At 56.6% G+C, this 21,335-nt stretch carries 15 protein-coding genes; 10 read left to right on the forward strand and 5 right to left on the reverse strand.

Annotated features, from left to right (window positions below; all coding sequences use genetic code 11):
* Position 1: 1 nt before the first annotated feature.
* The 6 genes from ACP7IZ_RS01550 (at position 2) to ACP7IZ_RS01575 (ending at position 7,608) form a co-directional block, all read left to right on the forward strand.
* Complete coding sequence (locus ACP7IZ_RS01550; protein ID WP_426847570.1) at positions 2–1,198, forward strand: threonine ammonia-lyase; 1,197 nt, start codon at positions 2–4, stop codon at positions 1,196–1,198.
* 159 nt (positions 1,199–1,357) lie between these two features.
* Complete coding sequence (gpmI, locus tag ACP7IZ_RS01555) at positions 1,358–2,896, forward strand: 2,3-bisphosphoglycerate-independent phosphoglycerate mutase (RefSeq protein WP_426847571.1); 1,539 nt, start codon at positions 1,358–1,360, stop codon at positions 2,894–2,896.
* Positions 2,897–4,363 carry a murein hydrolase activator EnvC family protein gene (locus tag ACP7IZ_RS01560; RefSeq protein ID WP_426847572.1) on the forward strand — a complete coding sequence of 489 codons (1,467 nt, stop codon included), beginning with the start codon at positions 2,897–2,899 and terminating at the stop codon, positions 4,361–4,363.
* 178 nt (positions 4,364–4,541) lie between these two features.
* On the forward strand, positions 4,542–5,987 hold the full coding sequence (locus ACP7IZ_RS01565; protein ID WP_035351569.1) for a S41 family peptidase: 1,446 nt from the start codon (positions 4,542–4,544) through the stop codon (positions 5,985–5,987).
* Between the two features lie 20 nt (positions 5,988–6,007).
* Positions 6,008–7,099 carry a divergent polysaccharide deacetylase family protein gene (locus ACP7IZ_RS01570; protein ID WP_426847573.1) on the forward strand — a complete coding sequence of 364 codons (1,092 nt, stop codon included), beginning with the start codon at positions 6,008–6,010 and terminating at the stop codon, positions 7,097–7,099.
* Complete coding sequence (locus ACP7IZ_RS01575) at positions 7,096–7,608, forward strand: RNA pyrophosphohydrolase (RefSeq protein ID WP_426847575.1); 513 nt, start codon at positions 7,096–7,098, stop codon at positions 7,606–7,608. Before ACP7IZ_RS01570 ends, ACP7IZ_RS01575 begins: the two co-directional genes overlap by 4 nt.
* 78 nt (positions 7,609–7,686) lie before the next feature.
* Here ACP7IZ_RS01575 and ACP7IZ_RS01580 read toward each other — a convergent pair whose 3' ends face one another.
* From ACP7IZ_RS01580 to ACP7IZ_RS01600, 5 genes are all read right to left on the reverse strand, one after another.
* On the reverse strand, positions 7,687–9,264 hold the full coding sequence (locus ACP7IZ_RS01580) for a DHA2 family efflux MFS transporter permease subunit (RefSeq protein ID WP_063353877.1): 1,578 nt from the start codon (positions 9,262–9,264) through the stop codon (positions 7,687–7,689).
* Positions 9,261–10,460 (reverse strand): HlyD family secretion protein, encoded by a 1,200-nt coding sequence (locus ACP7IZ_RS01585; protein WP_426847576.1) that lies wholly within the window; start codon positions 10,458–10,460, stop codon positions 9,261–9,263. Before ACP7IZ_RS01585 ends, ACP7IZ_RS01580 begins: the two co-directional genes overlap by 4 nt.
* Positions 10,461–10,632: 172 nt before the next feature.
* Positions 10,633–12,426, reverse strand: a complete 1,794-nt coding sequence (locus ACP7IZ_RS01590; protein WP_426847577.1) for an ABC transporter ATP-binding protein — start codon at positions 12,424–12,426, stop codon at positions 10,633–10,635.
* A 56-nt stretch (positions 12,427–12,482) separates the two neighbouring features.
* Positions 12,483–13,676: a CCA tRNA nucleotidyltransferase gene (locus tag ACP7IZ_RS01595; protein ID WP_426847578.1), complete on the reverse strand. Its 1,194-nt coding sequence runs from the start codon at positions 13,674–13,676 to the stop codon at positions 12,483–12,485.
* The gene (locus ACP7IZ_RS01600) at positions 13,673–14,278 is read right to left on the reverse strand and encodes a DUF1285 domain-containing protein (RefSeq protein WP_426847579.1); all 606 of its coding nucleotides are present in this window, start codon (positions 14,276–14,278) and stop codon (positions 13,673–13,675) included. The genes ACP7IZ_RS01595 and ACP7IZ_RS01600 overlap by 4 nt, the downstream gene beginning before the upstream one ends.
* 82 nt (positions 14,279–14,360) lie before the next feature.
* Here ACP7IZ_RS01600 and ACP7IZ_RS01605 point away from each other — a divergent pair, with 82 nt between their 5' ends.
* Genes ACP7IZ_RS01605 through ACP7IZ_RS01620 form a run of 4 tightly spaced genes read left to right on the forward strand, consistent with a single transcriptional unit; the run spans position 14,361 to position 21,320 of the window.
* Positions 14,361–15,398: an AAA family ATPase gene (locus ACP7IZ_RS01605; RefSeq protein WP_128105143.1), complete on the forward strand. Its 1,038-nt coding sequence runs from the start codon at positions 14,361–14,363 to the stop codon at positions 15,396–15,398.
* 5 nt (positions 15,399–15,403) lie between these two features.
* The gene (locus ACP7IZ_RS01610) at positions 15,404–16,387 is read left to right on the forward strand and encodes a DUF58 domain-containing protein (RefSeq protein WP_426847581.1); all 984 of its coding nucleotides are present in this window, start codon (positions 15,404–15,406) and stop codon (positions 16,385–16,387) included.
* Positions 16,384–19,179, forward strand: a complete 2,796-nt coding sequence (locus ACP7IZ_RS01615; protein ID WP_426847583.1) for a DUF4159 domain-containing protein — start codon at positions 16,384–16,386, stop codon at positions 19,177–19,179. The genes ACP7IZ_RS01610 and ACP7IZ_RS01615 overlap by 4 nt, the downstream gene beginning before the upstream one ends.
* Complete coding sequence (locus ACP7IZ_RS01620; protein WP_426847584.1) at positions 19,176–21,320, forward strand: VWA domain-containing protein; 2,145 nt, start codon at positions 19,176–19,178, stop codon at positions 21,318–21,320. The genes ACP7IZ_RS01615 and ACP7IZ_RS01620 overlap by 4 nt, the downstream gene beginning before the upstream one ends.
* Positions 21,321–21,335 lie beyond the last annotated feature (15 nt).

Genomic DNA, 21,335 nt, shown 5'->3' on the forward strand with positions numbered 1-21,335 from the left:
TATGATCACGTTTGAGGATGTCACAGCCGCGGCAGATCGTATCCGCGGCAATGTGATCCGTACGCCCACCATTGCTTCTCACGCGCTTTCCAAGGCAACTGGGGCTGATATTACCCTTAAGCTTGAAAATCTTCAGGCTGTTGGGTCGTTCAAGGAGCGTGGCGCCGCCAACAAGCTGGCGCTGCTTTCTCCCGAAGAGCGCAGCCGTGGTGTCATTGCCGTATCTGCTGGCAACCATGCGCAGGGTGTGGCCCGCCATGCCAGCCTGCTGGGTATTGATGCCGTTATTGTCATGCCCAAGTTTACACCGGCAGGCAAAGTGGTGCGCACCCGCAATTGGGGGGCCCGTGTTATTCTGGAAGGCGAAAGCTTTGCAGAAGCCCTGATGTTTGCAGAAGACCTGCAAGCGCGTGAAGGCCGCACCTTTATCCATCCGTATGATGATCCCGCAGTTATGGCGGGCCAAGGCACCTGCGCGCTGGAGCTTTTTCAGGACGCCGGGCCGCTGGATGCGCTGGTGGTGCCAATTGGTGGTGGTGGCTTGCTTTCTGGCTGTGCCGTGGCGGCCCGCGCCATGCGCCCGGATATTAAGCTGATTGGCGTACAGGTGGAAAAGTATGATTCCCTGTGTGCTTTTCCCGGCCCGGCCACGCGCCCTAATGGTGGTGCCACCATTGCAGAAGGTATTGCCGTTCTGCAAATTGGCCGCCAAACGGATGAGGTTATCCGCAAGCTGGTTGATCAGGTTCTGGTTGTCTCTGAATCCGCTATTGAAAACGCCATTACCCTGCTGGCTGAGGGCGCCAAACAGGTAAGTGAAGGCGCAGGCGCTGCCGGGCTTGCCGCCCTGCTGACTTACCCGGATATGTTCCGCGGTAAAAAAGTTGCCCTGCCTATTTCTGGCGGAAACATTGATAGCCGTATTCTGGCCAACACCCTGCTGCGCGCCATGCTGCGTGATGGCCGCATTTTGCGCCTGATTATGGAAATTCCAGACCGCCCGGGCGTTCTGGCCGATATTTCCAAAAGCATTGGGGAAGCTGGCGGCAATATTATCGAAGTTTCGCACCAGCGCCTGTTTGCTGCACCTTCCGTGCAGGCTGCTCAGCTGGAAGTAATGATAGAAGCGCGAGACCCGGAACACGCTGCCCTTATCACGCAGGAACTGGGTAAATCTTACATTGTGCGCCGCGCCTGAAAACTTTTAGGCGTTAAGGCTTTTACAAGGGCAGCTTCTGTATGGGGGCTGCCCTTTGTGTTTGGGCATGCGGGCACCTGCTGCACTTGCCCTCTTTGTCTTCATGCAATTTGGTGGCATTATTCACGCATAAACAAAAACATAAAAAGGTTTAAACCTATGGCCTCCACATCCCACCCACAAAAAAGACCAGTTATGCTTGTCATCCTTGATGGGTTTGGATGGCGAGAGGATCAATCAGACAACGCGGTGCAGATTGCCCGCACCCCCAATTTTGACAAGCTGTGGCAGAACAACCCGCACAACTTTGTGCGCACCAGTGGCGAAGATGTGGGCCTGCCTGAAGGGCAAATGGGCAACTCCGAAGTTGGCCATTTAAATATTGGTGCTGGCCGTGTGGTCATGCAGGAACTGCCGCGCATTTTCACCGCCATTCGGGATGGTAGCCTTGCCCGCAACCCGGTGATAGAAAACTTTATTGCCACGCTGAAAAAAACCGGCGGCACCTGCCACCTGATGGGCCTTGTTTCTCCCGGTGGCGTGCATTCCCATCAGGATCATGCCGCAGCCCTCGCACACATTGTTGCGCAAGCGGGCGTGCCGGTGGCGTTCCACCTGTTTACAGATGGGCGCGATACCGCCCCACGCTCTGCGCTGGAGTTTTTGAAAAAACTACGGGCTGATCTGCCTTCTTCCACAACGCTCGCCACCATTTCTGGCCGCTACTACGCCATGGACCGCGATAAACGCTGGGACCGGGTGGAAAAAGCCTACAACGCGATTGTAAGCGCAAAAGGCCCAACGGCTGCAACGCCAGAAGATGCGGTGAACAACGCCTATCAGGCCGATATTTCAGATGAATTTATCGTCCCCACTGTGTTGGAAGGTTACACCGGCATGAAGGATGGAGATGGCATTCTCTCCTTCAACTTCCGTGCAGACCGTATCCGCCAACTGATGGATGCCTTGCTGGAGCCTGATTTCAACGGCTTTGCACGTGGCAAGGTTGTGCAGTTTGCCGCCGCTGTGGCCATGACGCATTACAGCGATACGCTTTCCAAACGCATGTCCATTCTGTTCCCGCCAGAGGAGCTGACAAATCTGTTGGGCGAGGTTGTCTCCCGCGCTGGCCTTAAACAGATGCGCATGGCGGAAACGGAAAAATATCCGCACGTCACCTACTTCATGAACGGTGGACGCGAAACACTGTTTGAAGGGGAAGATCGTATTCTGGTGCCATCCCCCAAAGTAGCCACCTATGATCTGCAACCCGAAATGTCCGCCCCGGAATTAACAGACAAAGCCGTAGCCGCCATTAAAAGTGGTGAATATGATTTGCTTGTTCTCAACTTTGCCAACCCGGACATGGTCGGCCACACGGGTAAGCTGGATGCGGCCGTAAAAGCGGTAGAAGCCGTAGATACCGGCTTGGGCCGTATTGCACAGGCCATAGCAGAACAACATGGTGCGCTGCTGGTAACGGCAGATCATGGTAACTGCGAAACCATGAAAGACCCCAAAACCGGCGGCCCGCATACATCGCACACACTTAACCTTGTGCCCTTTATTGCCTATGGCTCGGGCGCATCCGCCCTACGTGATGGTGGCAGGCTGGCAGATATTGCCCCCACGCTACTGGCTCTCCTCAACTTGCCAAAACCTGCGGAAATGACAGGCTCTTCCCTGCTTGAACGCTGAATGAAACGTATCCGGCCTTTTTCTTCTTCTATCTGCCCGTCTTTCCAGTGGGGGAAACTGGCCGGATACACGGCGGTTCTGGTTGCAGCGCCTGCTTTGCTAGTGGGCTATCCGGCAATGCCTTTGCAGGCTGCAACCACACATCATAAAAAAGCCGCAACAGCACATCATCCCACGCAAACTGCGGCCAAAACCTCTGTGCGGGAAAGCAAGCCCCACAGCACACATACGCGCAAAAGCAAAAAGGCAGCAGAACCTTCCGTGATGTCGGATCGTTCTGTGCGAGAAGCTCAGGCTGCCGTCAACGCAGCCCATGCGCAGCACGAGGCCATGGAGCAGGAAAAGGCCCGGCAAGCCGCCGCTGTTGCACAATCTCGCAGCCAGAATGAGGCTGCGCAGGCTGCCGCGGCAGAAGCCAAAAACCGTGCCCTTGCGCTTTCTGCAGCAACAGTTAGCGCCACATCGCAACTTCAAAGCACAGAACAGCAGCTTTCTGATCTGCAAGATCAGATCTCGGATGTAAAAAAAGAGCAGGCTTCGCTTCAAGCCGCCTTAGTGCAAGATGCTCACGCGCTTGCCCCTATCCTTCCATTGGCAGAACGTCTTTCTCTTTATCCGTCTGATACCTTACTGGCTGCACCCATGCCGCAGGGTGATGCCATTACCGGCTTTTTGGTTTTGCGCGGGCTTTCCCGCCAAATGGAGCAGGAAGCCAAAGGCATGCGCGCCCGTCAAACCCGGCTGACGGCACTCAACACCACGCTAACAAACAAGCTGGCCGAACTGAACCAGCTTGAACAAACCCAAAGCCACCAGCGCGATACCGTGCGCCAACAGGCCGCCCTTGCGCGAGAAGCCCAGAAGCAGGCGTCTGCCACGGCCATAAACACCAACCACCAACTGCAAACAGCAACACAACGGGCTGCCAGTTTGCAGGATGCTGTTTCTAAACTGGATGCCCTCCAGGCACAGGCCGAATCTGCCTTGCAAAAAGAAATAGCTGCCGCAGAACGCGCGCATGAGGCCGCGCGGGCAGAAGCCGCACGCCGCAAAATGGCCGCTATGGTGAAAACACAAGGGCCGGGGCTTACAGAGCATCCTTCTGCTGGATCTGGCCTGCGGCCCGTTGCAGGCACACTTATTTCTACCTGGGGCTCTGCTACCGAATCTGGCCCCGCTACGGGCATGACATACCGCACGCCTCCCGGTGCCAGTGTACGCGCCCCCTGTGCTGGCACGGTGGATTTTGCAGCCCCTTTCCGCACTTATGGGCAAATGCTTATTCTGAATTGCGGCCGCCATTACCGCTTTATCATGGCGGGCCTAAGCGGACTGGCCGTAGATATGGGCCAGAGTTTGACAAAGGGCGCACCTATAGGACAGATGAGCAGTTCCGGAGGCTCTGGCACGCTGTTCATTCAGCTACGCCATGGGCAGAAAACCATCAATCCCGCGCCTTTTCTGTAATGGCAGAAAACACGCTGGCACTTTGCCAAGCAGGATCACAAAGGTTACTCTGCCCAACCAGCGCCAGAACATCTGGTTATGCGCGTAAAACCTTGGCCGCACCCCTATTGTGCTGGCTGAAAAGACAGGAAGAACACGCACGGGCTACATACAGCCCTGCGACAGGAGAGACGATCGCATGAAGTTCCGCACAGGTCTGATGTTCGGCGCCACTGCCTTAACCGGCCTTGCCCTGGCTTTTCATCCGGGCCATTTTTCTGGCTCCGCCCTTGTTGCAGCCCCTGCGCAGGCTGCCACGGCGCCAGATGCCACGCCCACCACAAACCACGCTGAAACATACCGGCTGCTAACGCTGTTTGGCACGGTTATGGACATGATCCGCCAACAGTATGTGGAACCTGTTTCAGACCGTGATCTGATTACCAATGCGCTGAATGGTATGCTGAGCGGGCTGGACCCGCACAGCTCCTACATGACGCAAAAACAGTATGATGACATGATGGTGCAGATGAAGGGCGAATTTGGCGGCCTTGGTCTGGAACTTCAGCAGCAGGATGGGCATATCCGCGTTGTTTCCCCCATTGATGGCACGCCGGGCTTTAGGGCTGGCATCAAGCCGGGTGATTACATTATTGCCGTAGATGGCCACCCGATTGACGGCACCCCGCTGGATGAAGCCGTTAAGAAAATGCGTGGCAAGGCCAACACCAAAATCACCCTGACACTGGTGCGCGAAAAAACACCTAAACCCATTGTGGTAACGCTAACGCGTGAAGTGATTCACATCGATGTTGTGAAATCTGCACTGTATGATCGGGTGGGCTATATCCGCGTAGCTCAGTTTAACGAAACCACGGAAAAAGAGCTGCTGAAAGCTTATAACAGCCTTAAGCAGCAGGCTGGCGGCAAACTGGCCGGGCTGGTGCTGGATCTGCGGAACGATCCGGGTGGCCTGCTGGATCAGGCTGTGGATGTTTCTTCCAACTTCATCCGTTCGGGTGAGATTGTTTCCACCCGCTCGCGCAACCCCAAAGACAGCCAGCGTTGGGATGCACACGGCACCGACATTACAGATGGCCTGCCTTTGGTCGTGCTGATTAACGGTGGCTCCGCCTCGGCTTCCGAAATTGTTTCTGGCGCATTGCAGGATCATCACCGTGCGGTGCTGATTGGTACGCGCTCCTTTGGTAAGGGCTCTGTGCAGTCTATTATCCCCATTCCGGGTAATGGTGCCGTGCGCCTAACCACCGCGCGCTACTATACGCCTTCTGGCCGTTCTATTCAGGCACTGGGCATCACGCCGGATATTGTGGTGAAGGAAACGCGAGAAGATCCGGCCTTCAGCCTGCGCGAAGCTGATCTGGAACATATTCTGAAAAATCAGGGCGGCAACCAGACCAAGGCACAGCCGCGCACGGATCTGCCAGCCATTGCCAAGGATATTCCAAACGAACCGCCAGCAAACTGGCCGGAGTTTGAATACGATAAGCCTGCAACAGACTTCCAGCTTCAGGAAGGCCTGCGCATTGTGCGCTTTATGGCTGGCCTGCCTTCTCCAGATCCGGCTGCATCTCTGCCGCCTGCCAAGCAACCCGCTAAAACGGATAGTGCAACGCACCACTAAGGGCGCGAAAGGGAAAGGCCATGCACACTCCATCGCTCTGGCAGCAACTGCCCTCTAACGGGCGCGCCTTTATTCGCTTTTGGGGCGGGTGCGCTACAGCCGCTGTGGCGCTGGCCATAGGGTTGGAGGTTATGGGGCCGCCCGGCCTTTCCATTGAGGGGCAGGATATTGATGTTTCGGCAGAGTCCGCTGCCAAACAATCCTCCCCCATACAGCGCACCACCATTCCCGGCCCGCAAGCTGATCTGCTGGAAAGCAAGAATGGTCCGGGGGGCTTTCCGCTTCCCAAAGTGGGTGCGCATGATCGCACACCCAAAAAGGTTTATGCCGCTCCTGCTGTGGATGTGCCGCCCGGCACCCCCATGGTGGCTTTGCTGATTGATGGCATAGATCAGACAGATGATCTGACAACAGAAGCCATAAACTCCCTACCCGGTCCGGTTTCTCTGGGTATTTCACCCTATGCCGCCAACCCTGAAGAACTGATGAACGCAGCACGCCAACATCGGCATGAAACACTGCTTTCTCTCCCCATTCAGGATAACGCCAGCAAAAATACAGATGCCGGGCCCAAAGCACTTGGGCTGCTGCTTTCCCCCCAACAGAACATGGATAATCTGAACTGGGCGCTTTCTCATCTGGCGGGATATGTGGGTGTTACCAATGCCTTTGCCGGGCAAAATGGTGGTAGCTTCCCGCAATCTGAAAGCTTTAAATCTTTGGTAAAAGCCATAGATCAGCGCGGCCTGCTTTACTTGGATGCTACACCGGGCACGCAAACCGAAGGCGCCAGTAGTGCTGCTACCGCTGATGTTGTGGTGAACACGGATACCGATATTGTAAATATTGATATCCAGTTGCTGAAACTTCAGCAATTGGCACGGCAGAATGGGCGCGCCATTGGCATTCTGGGGCCATTACGGCCAGTGGCCATGGCCTGCCTGCGCGCATGGTTACCACACCTGAAAGATATGGGCATTGCCTTGGTGCCAGTTAGCCAGATTGTTCTGCCGCCGGATATGTCCGCCTATGGCCCAGCCGCCGCAGATGGCAGCATGCATGTCAACCTCACCAACCCACGGGTGCAGCAGCAAGGCCAACCGCAACAATGAGAGATGTAAGCTCCACGTCCCTTCCGTATCGCCCCAATGTTGGGGCCATGATTTTTCATGCTGATGGGCGCGTTTTTATTGCCCGGCGTACGGATATGCCCGGCGCTGGCGGCCCTTTGAATGAAGGCACATGGCAATGCCCTCAAGGCGGTATTGATGCCGGAGAAGCACCAGAAAAAGCTGTGCTGCGCGAAGTGGCAGAAGAAATTGGCACAAACAAAGTGCGTATTTTGGCCGAACATCCCGAATGGATTACGTATGATTTGCCCCAGCAGCTTATAGGGCGCGCATTGGGTGGCAAGTATCGGGGCCAGACCCAAAAATGGTTTGCTCTGGCTTTTGAAGGCACAGATGCCGATATCCGGCTGGATGCCCAAACCCCTGCGGAATTTGACGCATGGCAATGGATAGATCTGGCCACCCTGCCCCAGCAGAATGTGGGGTTTAAAAAACCAATTTATGAACGTTTGGCGCAGGATTTTGCACAGTTTACAAAACCGCGCTCATAAAAATTAACGCGCAATAAAAAAGCTCCCTGACCGTCTATAGTCAGGGAGCTTTTTTGTATTGGCTTTTTGCTGCGCTGTTTAGTGTGCGCCAGTCGTCTTGCCGCTGCCTGTAATGGCAGAAAACAGGAAGCAGAACGGCACACAAAGAAACGAGCCTATACCCAAGATCATGAACACTTCATTGTAAGACAACATAGCCACCTGCCGGGTGAATTCCTGAAACAGGGTGTGCTGTGCAATGGCCTGTGCCGCGCCGGGGGCGTATCCGTGGGCTGTGGCAACACCCTTGGCCTGCGCCAGATAATCATTATACGGCTGATGGTACGGCGTCATCCACTGCACCATGTAAGACTGATGCGCCTGCCGCCGCTCTGTAAGCAGTGCCGTGGCACCAGAAATAGCCAAAGACCCCAACACGTTACGCGCCATACTGAATAATGCCGAAGCATCTGCATTCAGTTTTTCCGGAATGGTGGAATACGCAATGGTGGAAAGCGGCACGAACAGAAAAGCCAAACAGGCCGTCTGGCTCATGCGGAACAGCATGAGGTGATGGAAGTCCAGCAATGGCAACAAATGGGCTGACCAAAACAGAGCAATGCCCATAAGCCCAAAACCAAGCGCAATCACATTGCGCACAGGCATGAGCGTCATGAGCTTACCCACTATGGGGATCAGGAAGATAACGGCAATCCCCCCCGGAGAAAGCAGCAAACCGGAAATAGTGGCCGTGTACCCCATAACCTGCTGGGCAAACTGCGGAACAATAATAGCGGATGCATAAAGCAGCGCGCCCATTGCCCCCATAAGTGCTGTGCCCACCGCAAAGTTACGATCCTTGAACACGCGCAAATCCACTGCCGGGTTTTTGGCGTGCAACAGCCACAAAACAGCGCCACCAATGCCCAAAAACGCCAGCACACCCATAATGCGGATGAAGGTGGAGCCAAACCAGTCTGCATCCTCACCACGGTCCACCATCACTTCAAGGCTGGCAAACCCAATAGTAATCAGGCTGATACCAATGGCATCCACTGGGGCTTTTTGTTTGCGCGCCCACGGCGGGTCCTCCACCAACGCCATAACGCCAACGGTTGTTAAAAACCCGAATGGCACGTTGATGAAGAAAATCCAGCGCCAAGAGAAGTTATCGGTAATCCACCCACCCAGCGTTGGGCCAATAACCGGCCCCACAACGGCCGCAATGGCGGTAAGGCCAAACGCTGCGGCACGTTTTTCGGGCGGAAAACTATCCAAAATAATGGACTGCTGATTAGGCTGAAGCCCTCCGCCAAAAAAGCCCTGTAACAGACGGAAAACAACCAGTTCTGCAAGGCTGGTGGCCGTACCGCACAAAAACGACGATACGGTAAACATAACAATGCAGATAAGAAAGTAGTTCTTACGGCCAAAAACCTTACCCAGCCAACCGGAAATTGTCAGCACAATCCCGTTGGCCACCAGATAGGCGGTCAATGTCCACGTGGCGTCATCATACGTGCTGGACAGGCTCCCTGCGATATGTGGCAGGGAGACGTTCACAATGGTTGTATCCAGAATTTCCATGAACGCCGCCATGGTAACAACAAAGGCGACTGTCCACGGATTATGCTTCGGCTTCCACCCGCCGGGGGCTACTTCGGCCTGTGTGCTCATTGCGCAGCCGGGGTTGCTGGTTCTGCCCCGTCACGCGGCGGCGCATCAGAATGCCCTTCTGTATCAACATGCACGGTGGGCACCACGGACATACCAAGTGCCAGCGGCTGGTTGGGGTCCAGCCCATCATCAATCAGGATTTTAACCGGCACGCGCTGCACGATTTTTACGTAGTTGCCGGTTGCGTTTTCTGGCGGGAAGGCACTGAACTGCGCGCCCGTGCCTTTTTGCAGTGAATCAATATGCCCATGCACCTTAAGAGATGGATAGGCATCTACCTTGATATCCACCTTTTGGCCGGGCTTCATGCGGGTAATCTGGGTTTCCTTGTAGTTGGCCACCACCCACACTTCTGGCTCTACAATGGAAATAACGCTCTGGCCCTGCTGCACGTAGTTGCCCTGTTCCAGATTACGTTGGGAAATCCAGCCATCATGCGGGGCGCGAATTTCTGTCCATTCCAGATTCAGGTTTGCCGTTTCCAGCCGGGCCTGTGCGGTTTTAACTGCGGCCTCTTCCTGAGTGATCTGGATAGCGGTGTTCTGAATATTGGGTTGCACAGGCATGGCCATCTGCACGGCACCCTGCGCGGCTATCACGCGGGCTTTAGCCGCATCCAACGCAGCGCGGGCTGAATCTATATCCTGCTGCGATGTTGCTGCACGTTCTACCACATGCTGGCGGCGAAAATCTGTTTGCGCCTTAAATTCCTGAGCCTTGGCGGCTTCTAGCTGGCCTTTTGCCTGCAACAGCTTACCGGGAAACTCCAGCATAGCCACCATGTGCATCATGTCACTGGCGTTCTTAGATGCCTGCGCGCTTTCAACCTGTGCAGCAGCCTGATCTCGCGCGGCTTTCCAGTCTCGCGGGTCTATGCGCGCCAGAAGCTGCCCTTTGCGTACAAACTGGTTATCGTTCACCAGCAGTTCTGTCACATACCCGCTAACATGCGGCGCAATGGTAATGGCGCGCCCGGCGGTAAAAGCATCATCGGTTTCAACTTCATTGCGAGTCATAAACCAGTACACACCGGCCCCCACAGCCAGCACGGCAATAACCCCAGTGAGAATGATCTTGCGGCGGGGATTCTCTTTTTTCTTTTCTTCTGGCTTGGCTGGTGCGCCGGTATTTGCGGAAGACTGGTCGTTGTGGTCGTCTGTCATACTGTTCCCTGCCATCTCAAACGCACGGCGCATACCCTGCTTTTTCGGTCAATCCATCTCTGACCGAACTGGTCGGTCAGTTTTGTGGCATGTTCACAAGCAGGCATCAAGTCGCACATGGCATTCAGCACACATGCAACCTGGGTTTTTAATGTTTTGCTGTAAAAAAGACGCAGTTTGCCACGCCCAATCTGCTGCGCTGGCTTTAACGTTCCAGCCCCTGTGTTCTAACCAGCCGCGCATACAGGCCGTTTTGCGCCATGAGTTCATCATGGTTTCCGCATTCCACAGCATGGCCTTCCTGCATGACCACAACCAGATCTGCTGACCGTACGGTGGAAAGACGATGCGCCACCACAAGCGTTGTACGCCCTTTACGCAGGGTTACCAAAGCGTCCTGCACTGCGGCTTCGTTCTCACTATCCAGCGCGCTTGTCGCTTCATCCAACAGCAGAAGGCGTGGGTTGCGCAGTAGGGCGCGCGCCAGAGCCACACGTTGCCTTTGGCCGCCAGAAAGGCGCTGCCCACCCGGCCCCACTATGGTTTCATACCCTGCGGGCAAGGCCAGAATAAACTTTTCAGCCGCGGCTGCCTTGGCCGCTGCCTGAACCTCTTCTTCCGTGGCGGTGGGACGGCCTATTAAAATGTTGTCGCGCACAGAAAGGTCAAACAGCAGCGGATCTTGGCTGACATAAGCGATGGCATCTCGCAAGCTGGCCAGTGTGAGATCCCGCAGATCTTGCCCATCCAACAAAATACAGCCTGATGTGACATCATGCAGCCGCGGCACGAGGGAAAGCGCGGTGGATTTACCCGCACCAGATGGCCCCACAAGCGCTACGGTAAAGCCCGGCTTGGCCTCAAAATTCAGGCCAGAAAGACCAACACGACCATCTGGGTAAACAAAGCCAACATCTTTAAAAACCAGATCACCCTGCCCGGCACCAAGAAGCACAGCATTGGGGCTATCTGCCACGGCGGGTTTTTCATCAATAATTTCAAAAATACGCACAAGCCCAGCCAACCCTTCCTGCAAGGCGGCGTTCAAGGCCCCTAATGCACGCAAGGGGCGTGCTGCCAGCAACAAAGCCGCCACAAAGCCGGAAAAATCCCCCAATGTGGCCCCGCCCATAGCGGCCCGCCACCCTGCAAAACCTAATACGGCAGCCACGGCAGAACCACCCAGCGCTTCCAGCAAGGGGTCAACACGTGCACGACCGCGCGTAATGCGCAGCATGGCCTGATGCAGATGATCGAAGGAAATGGCCGCGCGTTCTTCCTCGCGCTGTTCAAGCCGATACACGCGCACAGTACGAGCCTGACTAAAGCTTTCTGTGAGAAAAGCAGCGGTTTCCCCAATCCGTTCCTGCATGCCGCCAGAAGCACGGCGCACGCGTTTGCCCAGCTTTTGAATAGGTACTGCGGCAATAGGGTAAAGCAGACCGGCTATCAGGCTGAGTTCCCAATCCATATAGAACATGGAGGCAATCAGCCCCACCACGGTCACAACATCACCCAGCGAGTTTACTGCGCGGATCATGGCTTCACGGATAGAAACGGCATCCGTGGTGAAACGTGCTGCCAGTTTGGCCGGAGCTTCACGCTCTACATCGGTAATATCCGCCTGCATCAGATGCGCAAACATCTCGCTTTGCAAACCACGAATAACCTTGAGCACCAACCCCTGAGACGCCAGCGTTTGCGCGTATTGAGAAATGGATTTGGCAACCGTAATCAGCACCACCAACAGCGGCACCTGATACAGAATGCGGGAATCATGGCTGGAAAACATATCCAGCGCACGCTGAATAACCAGCGGGTACAATGCGGTAAGCCCGGCGGTTAGTACCGTAAGCAGCACAACGGCCGTAAGGTTACCGGGAAAATGGCGCACCTGCTCCCGCCATAACCGCCTCAGAAGCACGCGGGTATCATCCGGCAATAAATCGCGGGAAGAACGGGACGAACGGGTAGAGGAAGCAGATGCTTGTGACGTCATGCGTCTTCTCTAACAGCCTCCCCCCCTTTCGCGTAAGAGGCTGACGCATGGTTTTATTATGGCAACGCTTTCGCCAGCTCTAACGCATAGGCCAGACAAGCCTGTTTATCTGCGCTGCAACCGCCTTGTTGCCACCAGTTGCGCACATCTTTCAGCACCTGCCCAACGTGCGGCCCCGGCTGGCAGCCTGCCTCTAGCAAATCTCGCCCTGCTATCGGAAACACAGGTATTTCAAGCTGCGCTAAACGTTGCCGCAGTTCTTCGCCCAAAACATCAGCATACCGTGCCTGATGCAGCCAACTGCGTGCAGCCAAAACATCTGGCGGGGTATCTGCCAATAAATGGCGTAATTGCGCATCGGACATCTCGGGCAAAGGCACCGGTTCAGCCTGCGTGGCTTTGAGGCGTGCGGCTTCAGCGCGAGAAAATTTGAGGCGGCGTGCCATATCTGCGCTTTTATTCGGCACCAAAGCAGCAAGCCGCAGCAGTGCATCTGCTGGCGGATTAAACGCCATCAACTGTGCAAACAAAGGCACATTTGCACCTTCTGGCAACAGAACAGGCAGAATACCGGCCTGCTGCATCAGATACACAACCTCCTGCGCTTTCGGCCCAGCCAGAATGCGCTTAAGTTCAGACCATATCCGCTCAACAGACAGGCCGTTCAGCAACGCCGCCTGCGCCGTAATGGCCTGCATGGCCTGTGCATCTGCCCGCCCACGCCCATAGCGCCCCCAAAAGCGAAAAAACCGCAAAATACGCAGGGCATCTTCCTGTATCCGCAGCGTGGCATCGCCTACAAAGCGCACAATTCCATCTGCCAGATCTTGCTGGCCGCCAAAATAATCATGCACAGCACCCGTGCTGTCACAGGACATGGCGTTGATTGTAAAATCTCGGCGTGCGGCATCTTCCTGCCAGTTGTCTGTCCAGCACACCACGGCGTGCCGTCCATCTGTTTCCACATCGCGCCGTAGGGTGGTGATTTCATAGGGCTCGGAATCGATAACCGCTGTAACTGTGCCATGCGCCAACCCAGTAGGCACAACTGTAATGCCCTGCGCCTTCAGGCCTTGCATAACCTCTTCAGGCGGTTGCGGCACTGCCAGATCAACATCTGCAATAGCGCGCCCCACCATCAGGTCACGCACCACACCGCCAACAAGCCGTGCTTCAGGCAGCACGGCCCATATCTGCTCCAGCGCATGCAAACGCGCAGGAGCCAGCCGGTGCAATAAAGTGCGGGTCATGCGTCGCAATCTGTGCCGGATGATTGCCTGGCAAGCGGAAAAAAGCACCCGCAGCTCCACACGCCCATGCAGGGAATACCTTGGCACATGCCTGGTTCTGCCAAAGCCGCCAGCTCGTACCACACTGGGCGAGACAGACGCGCTTCTAACGGAAAGCGCCTATCATCCCCCTCTCGCAGGCGGATATAGGGCGGGCAACTATCCGGGCACGCTTCTGGCGGCATGTTCCAATCTGTCCGAATCGGGTGCTCCGGCCCGGCCACCACCACTTCATCCATATTGGTGCGAAAACACAGACGCTGCATTCTGCCGCAACCTGTCCAATCCAGCTCTACCGCCAGAAAAGGCACGTCTTCCACTTCAATATACCCGGTCTCAAAAGGAGAGCGCAGCAGGTATGCCCCTTTTTCATCCCGCGTGAGCATGGAGCCAAACATGCACAGCATGGCCTTACGCTTTATGGGCGTGCCCCTATAAAGCCACACGCCATCGCGCCGCACCAGAAAAGGCAGGTATCCCAAGTCATGCCTTTTTCTTTCCGGGCTTTCCTGATGCCCCGAACAGGCAAGACTGTCGCCACTCACTGCGTGTTCGCCTTTCACTGGCCTATCATCCTGTAATACGTGTCCATACCGTCATCCTGATGATATAGGGATGATACCCCGCTTGATGTAAGCCCCGTATGTGCTTCACACTGGAACCATGACCGCATCAGACGCATCGCAGCCCGCGCAACAGCCCTCCTCTCCTCCCGAAGTGCGGGAGGCAGACCGTATCTGCGAACGGCTGCAAGCCGTGCAGCAGGAAACCTCTCGCATTGTTTTTGGCCAAAAACAGGTTATCCGCCAAACGCTTGCCACCATTCTTGCTGGTGGCCACGCGCTTTTGGTGGGGGCACCCGGTTTGGGCAAAACATTGCTGGTCACAACTTTGGGAACAGTGCTGGGGCTTGATTCGCGCCGCGTGCAGTTTACGCCAGACCTTATGCCCTCCGATATTACGGGCAGTGAAATTCTGGATGAAGATGCCTCTGGCCACCGCAGCTTCCGCTTTGTGCCCGGCCCGGTATTCTGCCAGTTGCTGATGGCGGATGAAATCAACCGCGCCAGCCCCCGCACACAGTCTGCCCTGCTGCAAGCCATGCAGGAACACCGCGTAAGCGTAGCCGGAACAGAATACCCTTTGCCACGCCCTTTTCATGTTCTGGCCACCCAGAACCCTATGGAGCAGGAAGGCACCTACCCGCTGCCAGAAGCGCAGCTTGACCGCTTTATGCTGCAAATTCCGCTCTCCTTCCCTGATGAAGCTGCGGAACGGCAGATGCTGCTGGCCACCACCGGCGCACAAACAGAACAGCCCCAAACCCTTATGGATGCTGCAAGCCTGCTGGAAGCACAGGCACTGGTGCGCCGCATTCCGGTAGGTGAAAAAGTGCTGGATGCCATTCTCAACCTGGTGCGCAACGCCCGGCCAGAAACCACGCAGGATGCCACCTTGCGTGAACAAATTGCTTGGGGCCCCGGCCCGCGTGCCGCACAAACGCTTATGCTGGCCACCCGCGCACGCGCCTTGTTGGATGGCAGACTTTCCCCCAGCCTGGATGATGTTGCAGCACTGGCCCAGCCTGTTCTGGCCCACCGCATGGCGCTAACTTTTGCCGCCCGTGCTGAAGGTGTGCAAATTCAGGATGTAATCTCTCGCCTTCTGCAACAACTGGGTTAAAGCCATTGCGCGGCCCCTCCTTTCTTACCGCCGCATTCCGCCGCAATAAGGCTGGCACCACACAGGCTCCGCATTTTGCCGCGCAGGCAGATAGTTCTGCCGCCATCGGGCAACCTGCCACGCTTACTCAGCAGGCGCAGGCCTTGGCGGCACGCATGCCCGATTTAATTGTGCAGGCCAACCGCACAGCCGCCACACTGGCGGCCGGGCAGCACCCGCAACATCGCGCGGGGTGGGGAGATACCTTCTGGCAATATCGCCCAGCCCAGCCGGGAGAGCCCGCTGCGCATATAGACTGGCGACAATCCGCCCGCAGCACCCACGCTTATGTGCGCGAAACAGAAGCCGAAAGCGCGCAAACCATTCTGCTGTGGTGTGATCTTTCTGGCTCCATGAACTGGCAATCACGCACCAACATGCCCACCAAGCTGGAAAGCGCCATTCTGCTCACGCTGGCAATGGCCGCCGCTCTTGCTCGTGGGGGAGAGCGCATTCGGCTGCTTTCTTCATCCGGTATGGTGCATCTGCCTTCTGGGGGCAGCCTTCTGGAGCGTCTGGCATTGGCTTTGGTGTTTCAAGCTTCCTCGCCGCAAAAAAATACGCTGCCCGCCGCTGTAGCGCTGCCGCGCCATGCACATTTACTGCTGACCAGTGATCTGCTGTGTGAAACAGAGGCCCTGCGCGGCCTGCTCCATCAATGTGCAGCGCGCGGTGTGCGCACGCATATTCTCCATATCGCAGATCCGGCAGAACTTTCCCTGCCCTATGAAGGGCGCGTTGAGTTTACGGGGCTGGAGCAGGAACCGCCTATTGAGCTGCCCCATGTGCAAACATTGCGTGCAGATTACACCCATCTGGCATCTGCACGCAGCAGCCAGATTGAGCAAATGGCTACAAGCCTTGGGCATGATTATCTTTGCCATGTTACCGATACTCCAGCCACGCCCACCTTGCTGGCCCTGCATAATTTGATGGGCCGCCGGGTATGATTTTTCTGGCTCCCCTTGCCCTGCTGGGCTTGCTTACGCTGCCGTTGGTGTGGTGGCTTGTGCGTGCAATACCCCCGCGCCCACGCCAACAGGTGTTTCCGCCTGTAAAACTGTTGGCCAGCCTGAAACCACGCCAGACCGAGGCTGCACGCTCTCCGCTGTGGTTGCTGCTCCTGCGTCTGCTTGCTGTTGCTTTGTTGGTTCTTGGCCTGGCGCGGCCAGTGCTACCGGGGCACAATGCCGCCCAGCAAGGATCTGGCCCGGTGTTGCTTATTGTAGATAACGGCATGTTCAGCGCCGCAGACTGGAACGAACGGTTGGCCGCTGCCCAGAATTTTCTGGATGATGCCGAACGCGCCAAACGCCCCGTGCTGTTGCTTACCACCGCGCCGGAAGCCGAAACATCTGTGGCAGAAAACCTTGCCCCCTTGCCTGTTGCTCAAGTGCGGCAGCATCTGAACGCGTTGCGCCCGGAACCTTGGCAAGTAGATCGCTTAGCTGCCGCCCACACACTGGAACATCTAGCGGCACAAACATTTGGCAGCGTTCTGTATCTGGCGGATGGTGTTGCCACCTCCGGCGATGGCGCGTTTACGCACACCCTGCAAAGTTTGGGGCGCGTGCGGGAAGTGCGCTTTCCGCATCAAAACGCTGTGGCTCTGGCTCTGGTGGTCGATAAAGGCAATAACGTCATGGCACGGCTGGTGGCGATGCCTGCGGCGGCTCCACGCAGTTTTAATGTTATTGCGCATACGCAAGATGGGGGCACGCTGGCCGTTGTATCCGCAACCCTGCCCGCACAATCTGGGCACGCCGATATTGCTGTGAACTTGCCTGCCGCCGTGCGTAACCGCATAGATACGCTTACGCTTGCAGGCACAGCCAGCGCGGCCACCACAGTGCTGATGGATGAAAGCAGCCGCCTGCATCCGGTAGGGCTTCTGGCTTCCGGCGGGGCGGATACGCCTTTAGTGGGGTCTTTGTTCTATTTGCGCCGCGCTCTTGCCCCTTCTGCCGAATTGCATGAAGGCACGCCATTGGCGCTTTTAAGCCGCCCGCTTTCTGTTTTAATTGCGCCTGATGGCACATTGGCAGACCCGGAAACACGGGAAAAAGTGCGTGAATGGGTGAAAAATGGCGGCACACTCATCCGCTTTGCAGGACCAGCCCTTGCCGGTGCCCAGCATGATGATGAGACTGAAACCACCGAGAACGACAATACCCAGCAGACCACGCAAGATCTGCTTCCCGTCGCTTTGCTGGATGGGGCACGCCAACTCGGCGGCTCCATGACATGGGGCACCCCGCAAAAACTTGCCAAGTTTGATGCCACCTCCCCATTCGCTGGTTTAGTGCCTCCTCATGATGTCACGGTTTCTCGGCAGGTTCTGGCGCGCCCCTCCGCCACACTTACTGAGCATACATGGGCACGGCTGGCAGATGGCACGCCGCTGGTTACACATGCTGCGCTGGGCAAAGGTGAAATTGTGCTGTTCCATGTCAGCAGCACGACAGATTGGTCTAACCTGCCGCTTTCCGGGTTGTTTGTCTCTATGCTGCAAAGGCTGACAGACCACGCAAACGGCGTAAGTGTGCCTGCGGATGATGCCATATTGCAACCAGCCCTTACCCTGGATGGTGCAGGTATTGCTGGCCCTCCGCCACCTTATGCGCGCGGCCTAAAAGCTTCTGCCTTTGCCACCACGGATGTTTCCCCCGCGCACCCACCGGGCCTGTATGGCCCCGGTTCTGGCCGCCGCGCCTTAAATGCAGCAGACCACGTTGCCACACTGCATCCTGAAAGCGCCGTGGGCCTTATTACAGATCCGGCAGGCCAACAGCCGGATGTGCCACTGGGGCGCTTCTGCCTTCTGGCAGCCATTGTTCTGCTGTTGCTTGATGGCGCTTTGGTTTTGCTGATGCGCAAGGGGCTTTTGGTTAGCAAGCGCGCTCATACGGCTGCATTGCTTATAGGCGGGCTGCTGTTCGGCATGGCCGCTCCGGCCCAGGCAGCCGACACACAACCGCCAGCTCCTGCACAACAAACCTCACCCTCCGTGCCCGGAGCAGCACTTGAAACACGTCTGGCCTACGTGTTGACCGGGCATGAAGATGTAGATGAGGCCTCCCGCCAAGGGCTTCAGGGTTTGGCGGATTTTACGAATGCCCGCACATCTGCCGTGCTGGGCCACCCTGATGGCGTACACCCGGAAACGGATGATCTGGCTTACTATCCATTGCTATACTGGCCGATTACGCCAGATGCCCATACCTCTCCCGCCATGATAGCCGCACTCAACCGCTTTATGGCGCATGGTGGCATTTTGCTCATTGATACCCAAGGGCAGGACACGCCAGACAGCACCACAGATGATGCCAGCTTTGCCGGAGATGCTCCGGGCACACGCGCCGCCCTGCGCCGCGCTACAACAGGGCTAACGGTGCCTCCCCTCGTCACCATGAATGACCACCACCTACTGGCGCATACTTTTTACCTGCTGCATGACTTTCCGGGCCGTTACGCTGGCCAACCCATCTGGGTGGCACGGGAAGGCGATGCCGGGAATGATGAAGTCAGCCCCATTATTATCGGCTCGGCAGATTGGGCACATGCTTGGGCGGTTGATCCATCTGGCAATACGCCCTTTGCGGTTATTCCTGGTGGTGCAGAGCAGCGGTTACTGGCTTATCGCTTTGGGCTAAATATTGTCATTTACGCGCTTACCGGCAGTTATAAGGCAGACCAAGTGCACGTGCCCATGCTGCTAAAACGGCTGGAAGACCGGCCATGATAAACAATTTAATGCAATCCATCGGTTTTGCGCCGCTTCTGCCTTTATGGCTGCTGGCTCTGCTGGGCATTGGGGGCCTGATACTTTGTGCGTGGAGCCTGTATAACGGCGCGCGCGGGGCCTTGTTGCGCTTGGCTGCTCTTGCCTCGCTTCTGTTCTGGCTGGCAGGCCCGCAACATCTGCGTGAAAGCTGGCATAGCCTGCCCCAAACCGCCCTTATGCTGGTAGATCAATCTCCTTCCATGTCTATCGGACAACGGGCAGCTATTGCCCGGCAGGCGGCAGATGCATTGGCCCATATGCAGGTGGAGGGGCTGAATATTCGTACCGTTACAGTGCGCCAGAACGGGCATGACGGTACCCGCCTGTTTGAAGCCCTGGATCAGGCCGCCGCAGACATTCCGCCCGATCAGCTTGCTGGCGCCATGATGGTTACAGATGGTCAGGTTGCTGATATTCCGGCCAGCCTGCCAGATCGCCTGCGCCCGCACACTGCTGCGGGGGAACAAACCACCCTGCCCCTACATGTGTTGCTGACCGCCAAAGGTGAGGAAACAGACCGTAAGCTCCAGATACTAGAAGCACCGCCTTACGCCATTGCCGGGCAACCCGCACATTTACGCGTATTGACCGAAGATTCCGGCCCCGGCACGCATACTGGCACACCAGCGGAACTTACCTTGCGCGTGAATGGGGAAGAGCCTGTGGTCATCCCTGTTGTTACAGGCACGCCGCAAGATATCAGCATCCCTGTTGCACGGCCGGGGCAGATGCTTATCAGCCTTTCGGTTTCTCCTCTGGCGGGGGAAATCTCACAACTGAATAATCAAAGCATCACCCATATTATGGGTATTCGCGACAGGCTGCGGGTTTTGCTGATTTCCGGCACACCCAACCAAGGGGAGCGTGTCTGGCGCCGGTTGCTGAAAGCAGACCCGGCGGTGGATCTGATCCACTTCACCATTCTGCGCCCACCAGAAAAAGATGATGGCACGCCACTATCTGATCTGGCGCTTATTGCTTTTCCCGTAAAGGAACTGTTTCAGGACAAGATCAACCAGTTTGACCTGATTATTCTGGATGGTTTTGAAAACCGCAGCATTCTGCCCCACAGCTATCTGGAAAACATTGCCAACTTTGTGCGCCGTGGTGGTGGGCTGTTGCTAACCGCTGGGCCGGAATTTGTAGGCCCCGGATCACTACAGGAAACCCCTGTAGGCGATGTGCTGCCCGCGCATGTGCCGCCAGAAACAGGCATGGTTGAGCGCCAGTTCCGCCCGCGGTTAACTGCGCAAGGCCGCCAACACCCCGTTACGGCGGCTCTTTCTGGCGCGCCCGATGCCAACGTGCCAGATAGCACCACAACCGTTGCAGGCGCATGGGGGCCTTGGTACCGCGCCCTCAAACCAGACAGCACGCATGGTGAAGTGCTGATGAGCGGGCCAGATGCCGCCCCCCTGCTGGTACTGGACCGGGTGGATCAGGGCCGTGTGGCCCTCCTGCTTTCTGACCAGATCTGGCTTTGGTCTCGCGGTGAAGGTGGTGGCGGACCGCAGGCGGAATTGCTGCGCCGGATTTCTCATTGGCTGATGAAAGAGCCAGAGCTGGAAGAAGAACAACTGGCTGCCAGCATTACGGACAGCGTGTTAACCGTAACGCGCCACAGTATCAGCACCGAAGCCACTCCGCCCGATGTTACCATCACGGCGCCTTCGGGCACGCAAACAACCCTGCACCTGCATGCTGCCCCACAGGATGGCAGCCAGACAGCAACCATGCCCGCCAATGAAGCAGGAATCTGGCAGGTAACAGATGGCACCCACACCGCCTACGCAGCCCCAGTGCAAAGCGATATCCGTGAAATGACGGATTTACGGGCCACAGCCACCAAGCTGGCACCTATTGTGCAGCAGTCTGGCGGTGGTGTGTTCTGGCTGGGTACGCCCGAACATTTGGCCATACCCACCATTCGGATGGCAGAATCCTCCACCCTGCACGGTGCAAATTGGCTGGCCTTCCCGCAACGTGGCGCGCATATTGTAACGGGTAAAAGCGCAGAACCCTTATTGCCAACATGGAGCATGCTGCTGGTATCCCTCGCCTTCCTTTTTGCAGGATGGTGGCGTGAAGGCCGGAATTGATAACAGCAGGGAAAG

Origin of the sequence: Acetobacter sp. AAB5 (assembly GCF_050106715.1) — a bacterium.
Taxonomy (GTDB): domain Bacteria; phylum Pseudomonadota; class Alphaproteobacteria; order Acetobacterales; family Acetobacteraceae; genus Acetobacter; species Acetobacter oryzifermentans.

Coding starts and splice junctions, on each gene's coding strand:
- ACP7IZ_RS01575 (WP_426847575.1), top strand. CDS start 7,096: ATGAGAGATGTAAGCTCCACGTCCCTTCCGTATCGCCCCAATGTTGGG.
- ACP7IZ_RS01585 (WP_426847576.1), bottom strand. CDS start 10,460: ATGCGCCGTGCGTTTGAGATGGCAGGGAACAGTATGACAGACGACCAC.
- ACP7IZ_RS01565 (WP_035351569.1), top strand. CDS start 4,542: ATGAAGTTCCGCACAGGTCTGATGTTCGGCGCCACTGCCTTAACCGGC.
- ACP7IZ_RS01590 (WP_426847577.1), bottom strand. CDS start 12,426: ATGACGTCACAAGCATCTGCTTCCTCTACCCGTTCGTCCCGTTCTTCC.
- ACP7IZ_RS01620 (WP_426847584.1), top strand. CDS start 19,176: ATGATAAACAATTTAATGCAATCCATCGGTTTTGCGCCGCTTCTGCCT.
- ACP7IZ_RS01595 (WP_426847578.1), bottom strand. CDS start 13,676: ATGACCCGCACTTTATTGCACCGGCTGGCTCCTGCGCGTTTGCATGCG.
- ACP7IZ_RS01615 (WP_426847583.1), top strand. CDS start 16,384: ATGATTTTTCTGGCTCCCCTTGCCCTGCTGGGCTTGCTTACGCTGCCG.
- ACP7IZ_RS01560 (WP_426847572.1), top strand. CDS start 2,897: ATGAAACGTATCCGGCCTTTTTCTTCTTCTATCTGCCCGTCTTTCCAG.
- gpmI (WP_426847571.1), top strand. CDS start 1,358: ATGGCCTCCACATCCCACCCACAAAAAAGACCAGTTATGCTTGTCATC.
- ACP7IZ_RS01570 (WP_426847573.1), top strand. CDS start 6,008: ATGCACACTCCATCGCTCTGGCAGCAACTGCCCTCTAACGGGCGCGCC.
- ACP7IZ_RS01580 (WP_063353877.1), bottom strand. CDS start 9,264: ATGAGCACACAGGCCGAAGTAGCCCCCGGCGGGTGGAAGCCGAAGCAT.
- ACP7IZ_RS01550 (WP_426847570.1), top strand. CDS start 2: ATGATCACGTTTGAGGATGTCACAGCCGCGGCAGATCGTATCCGCGGC.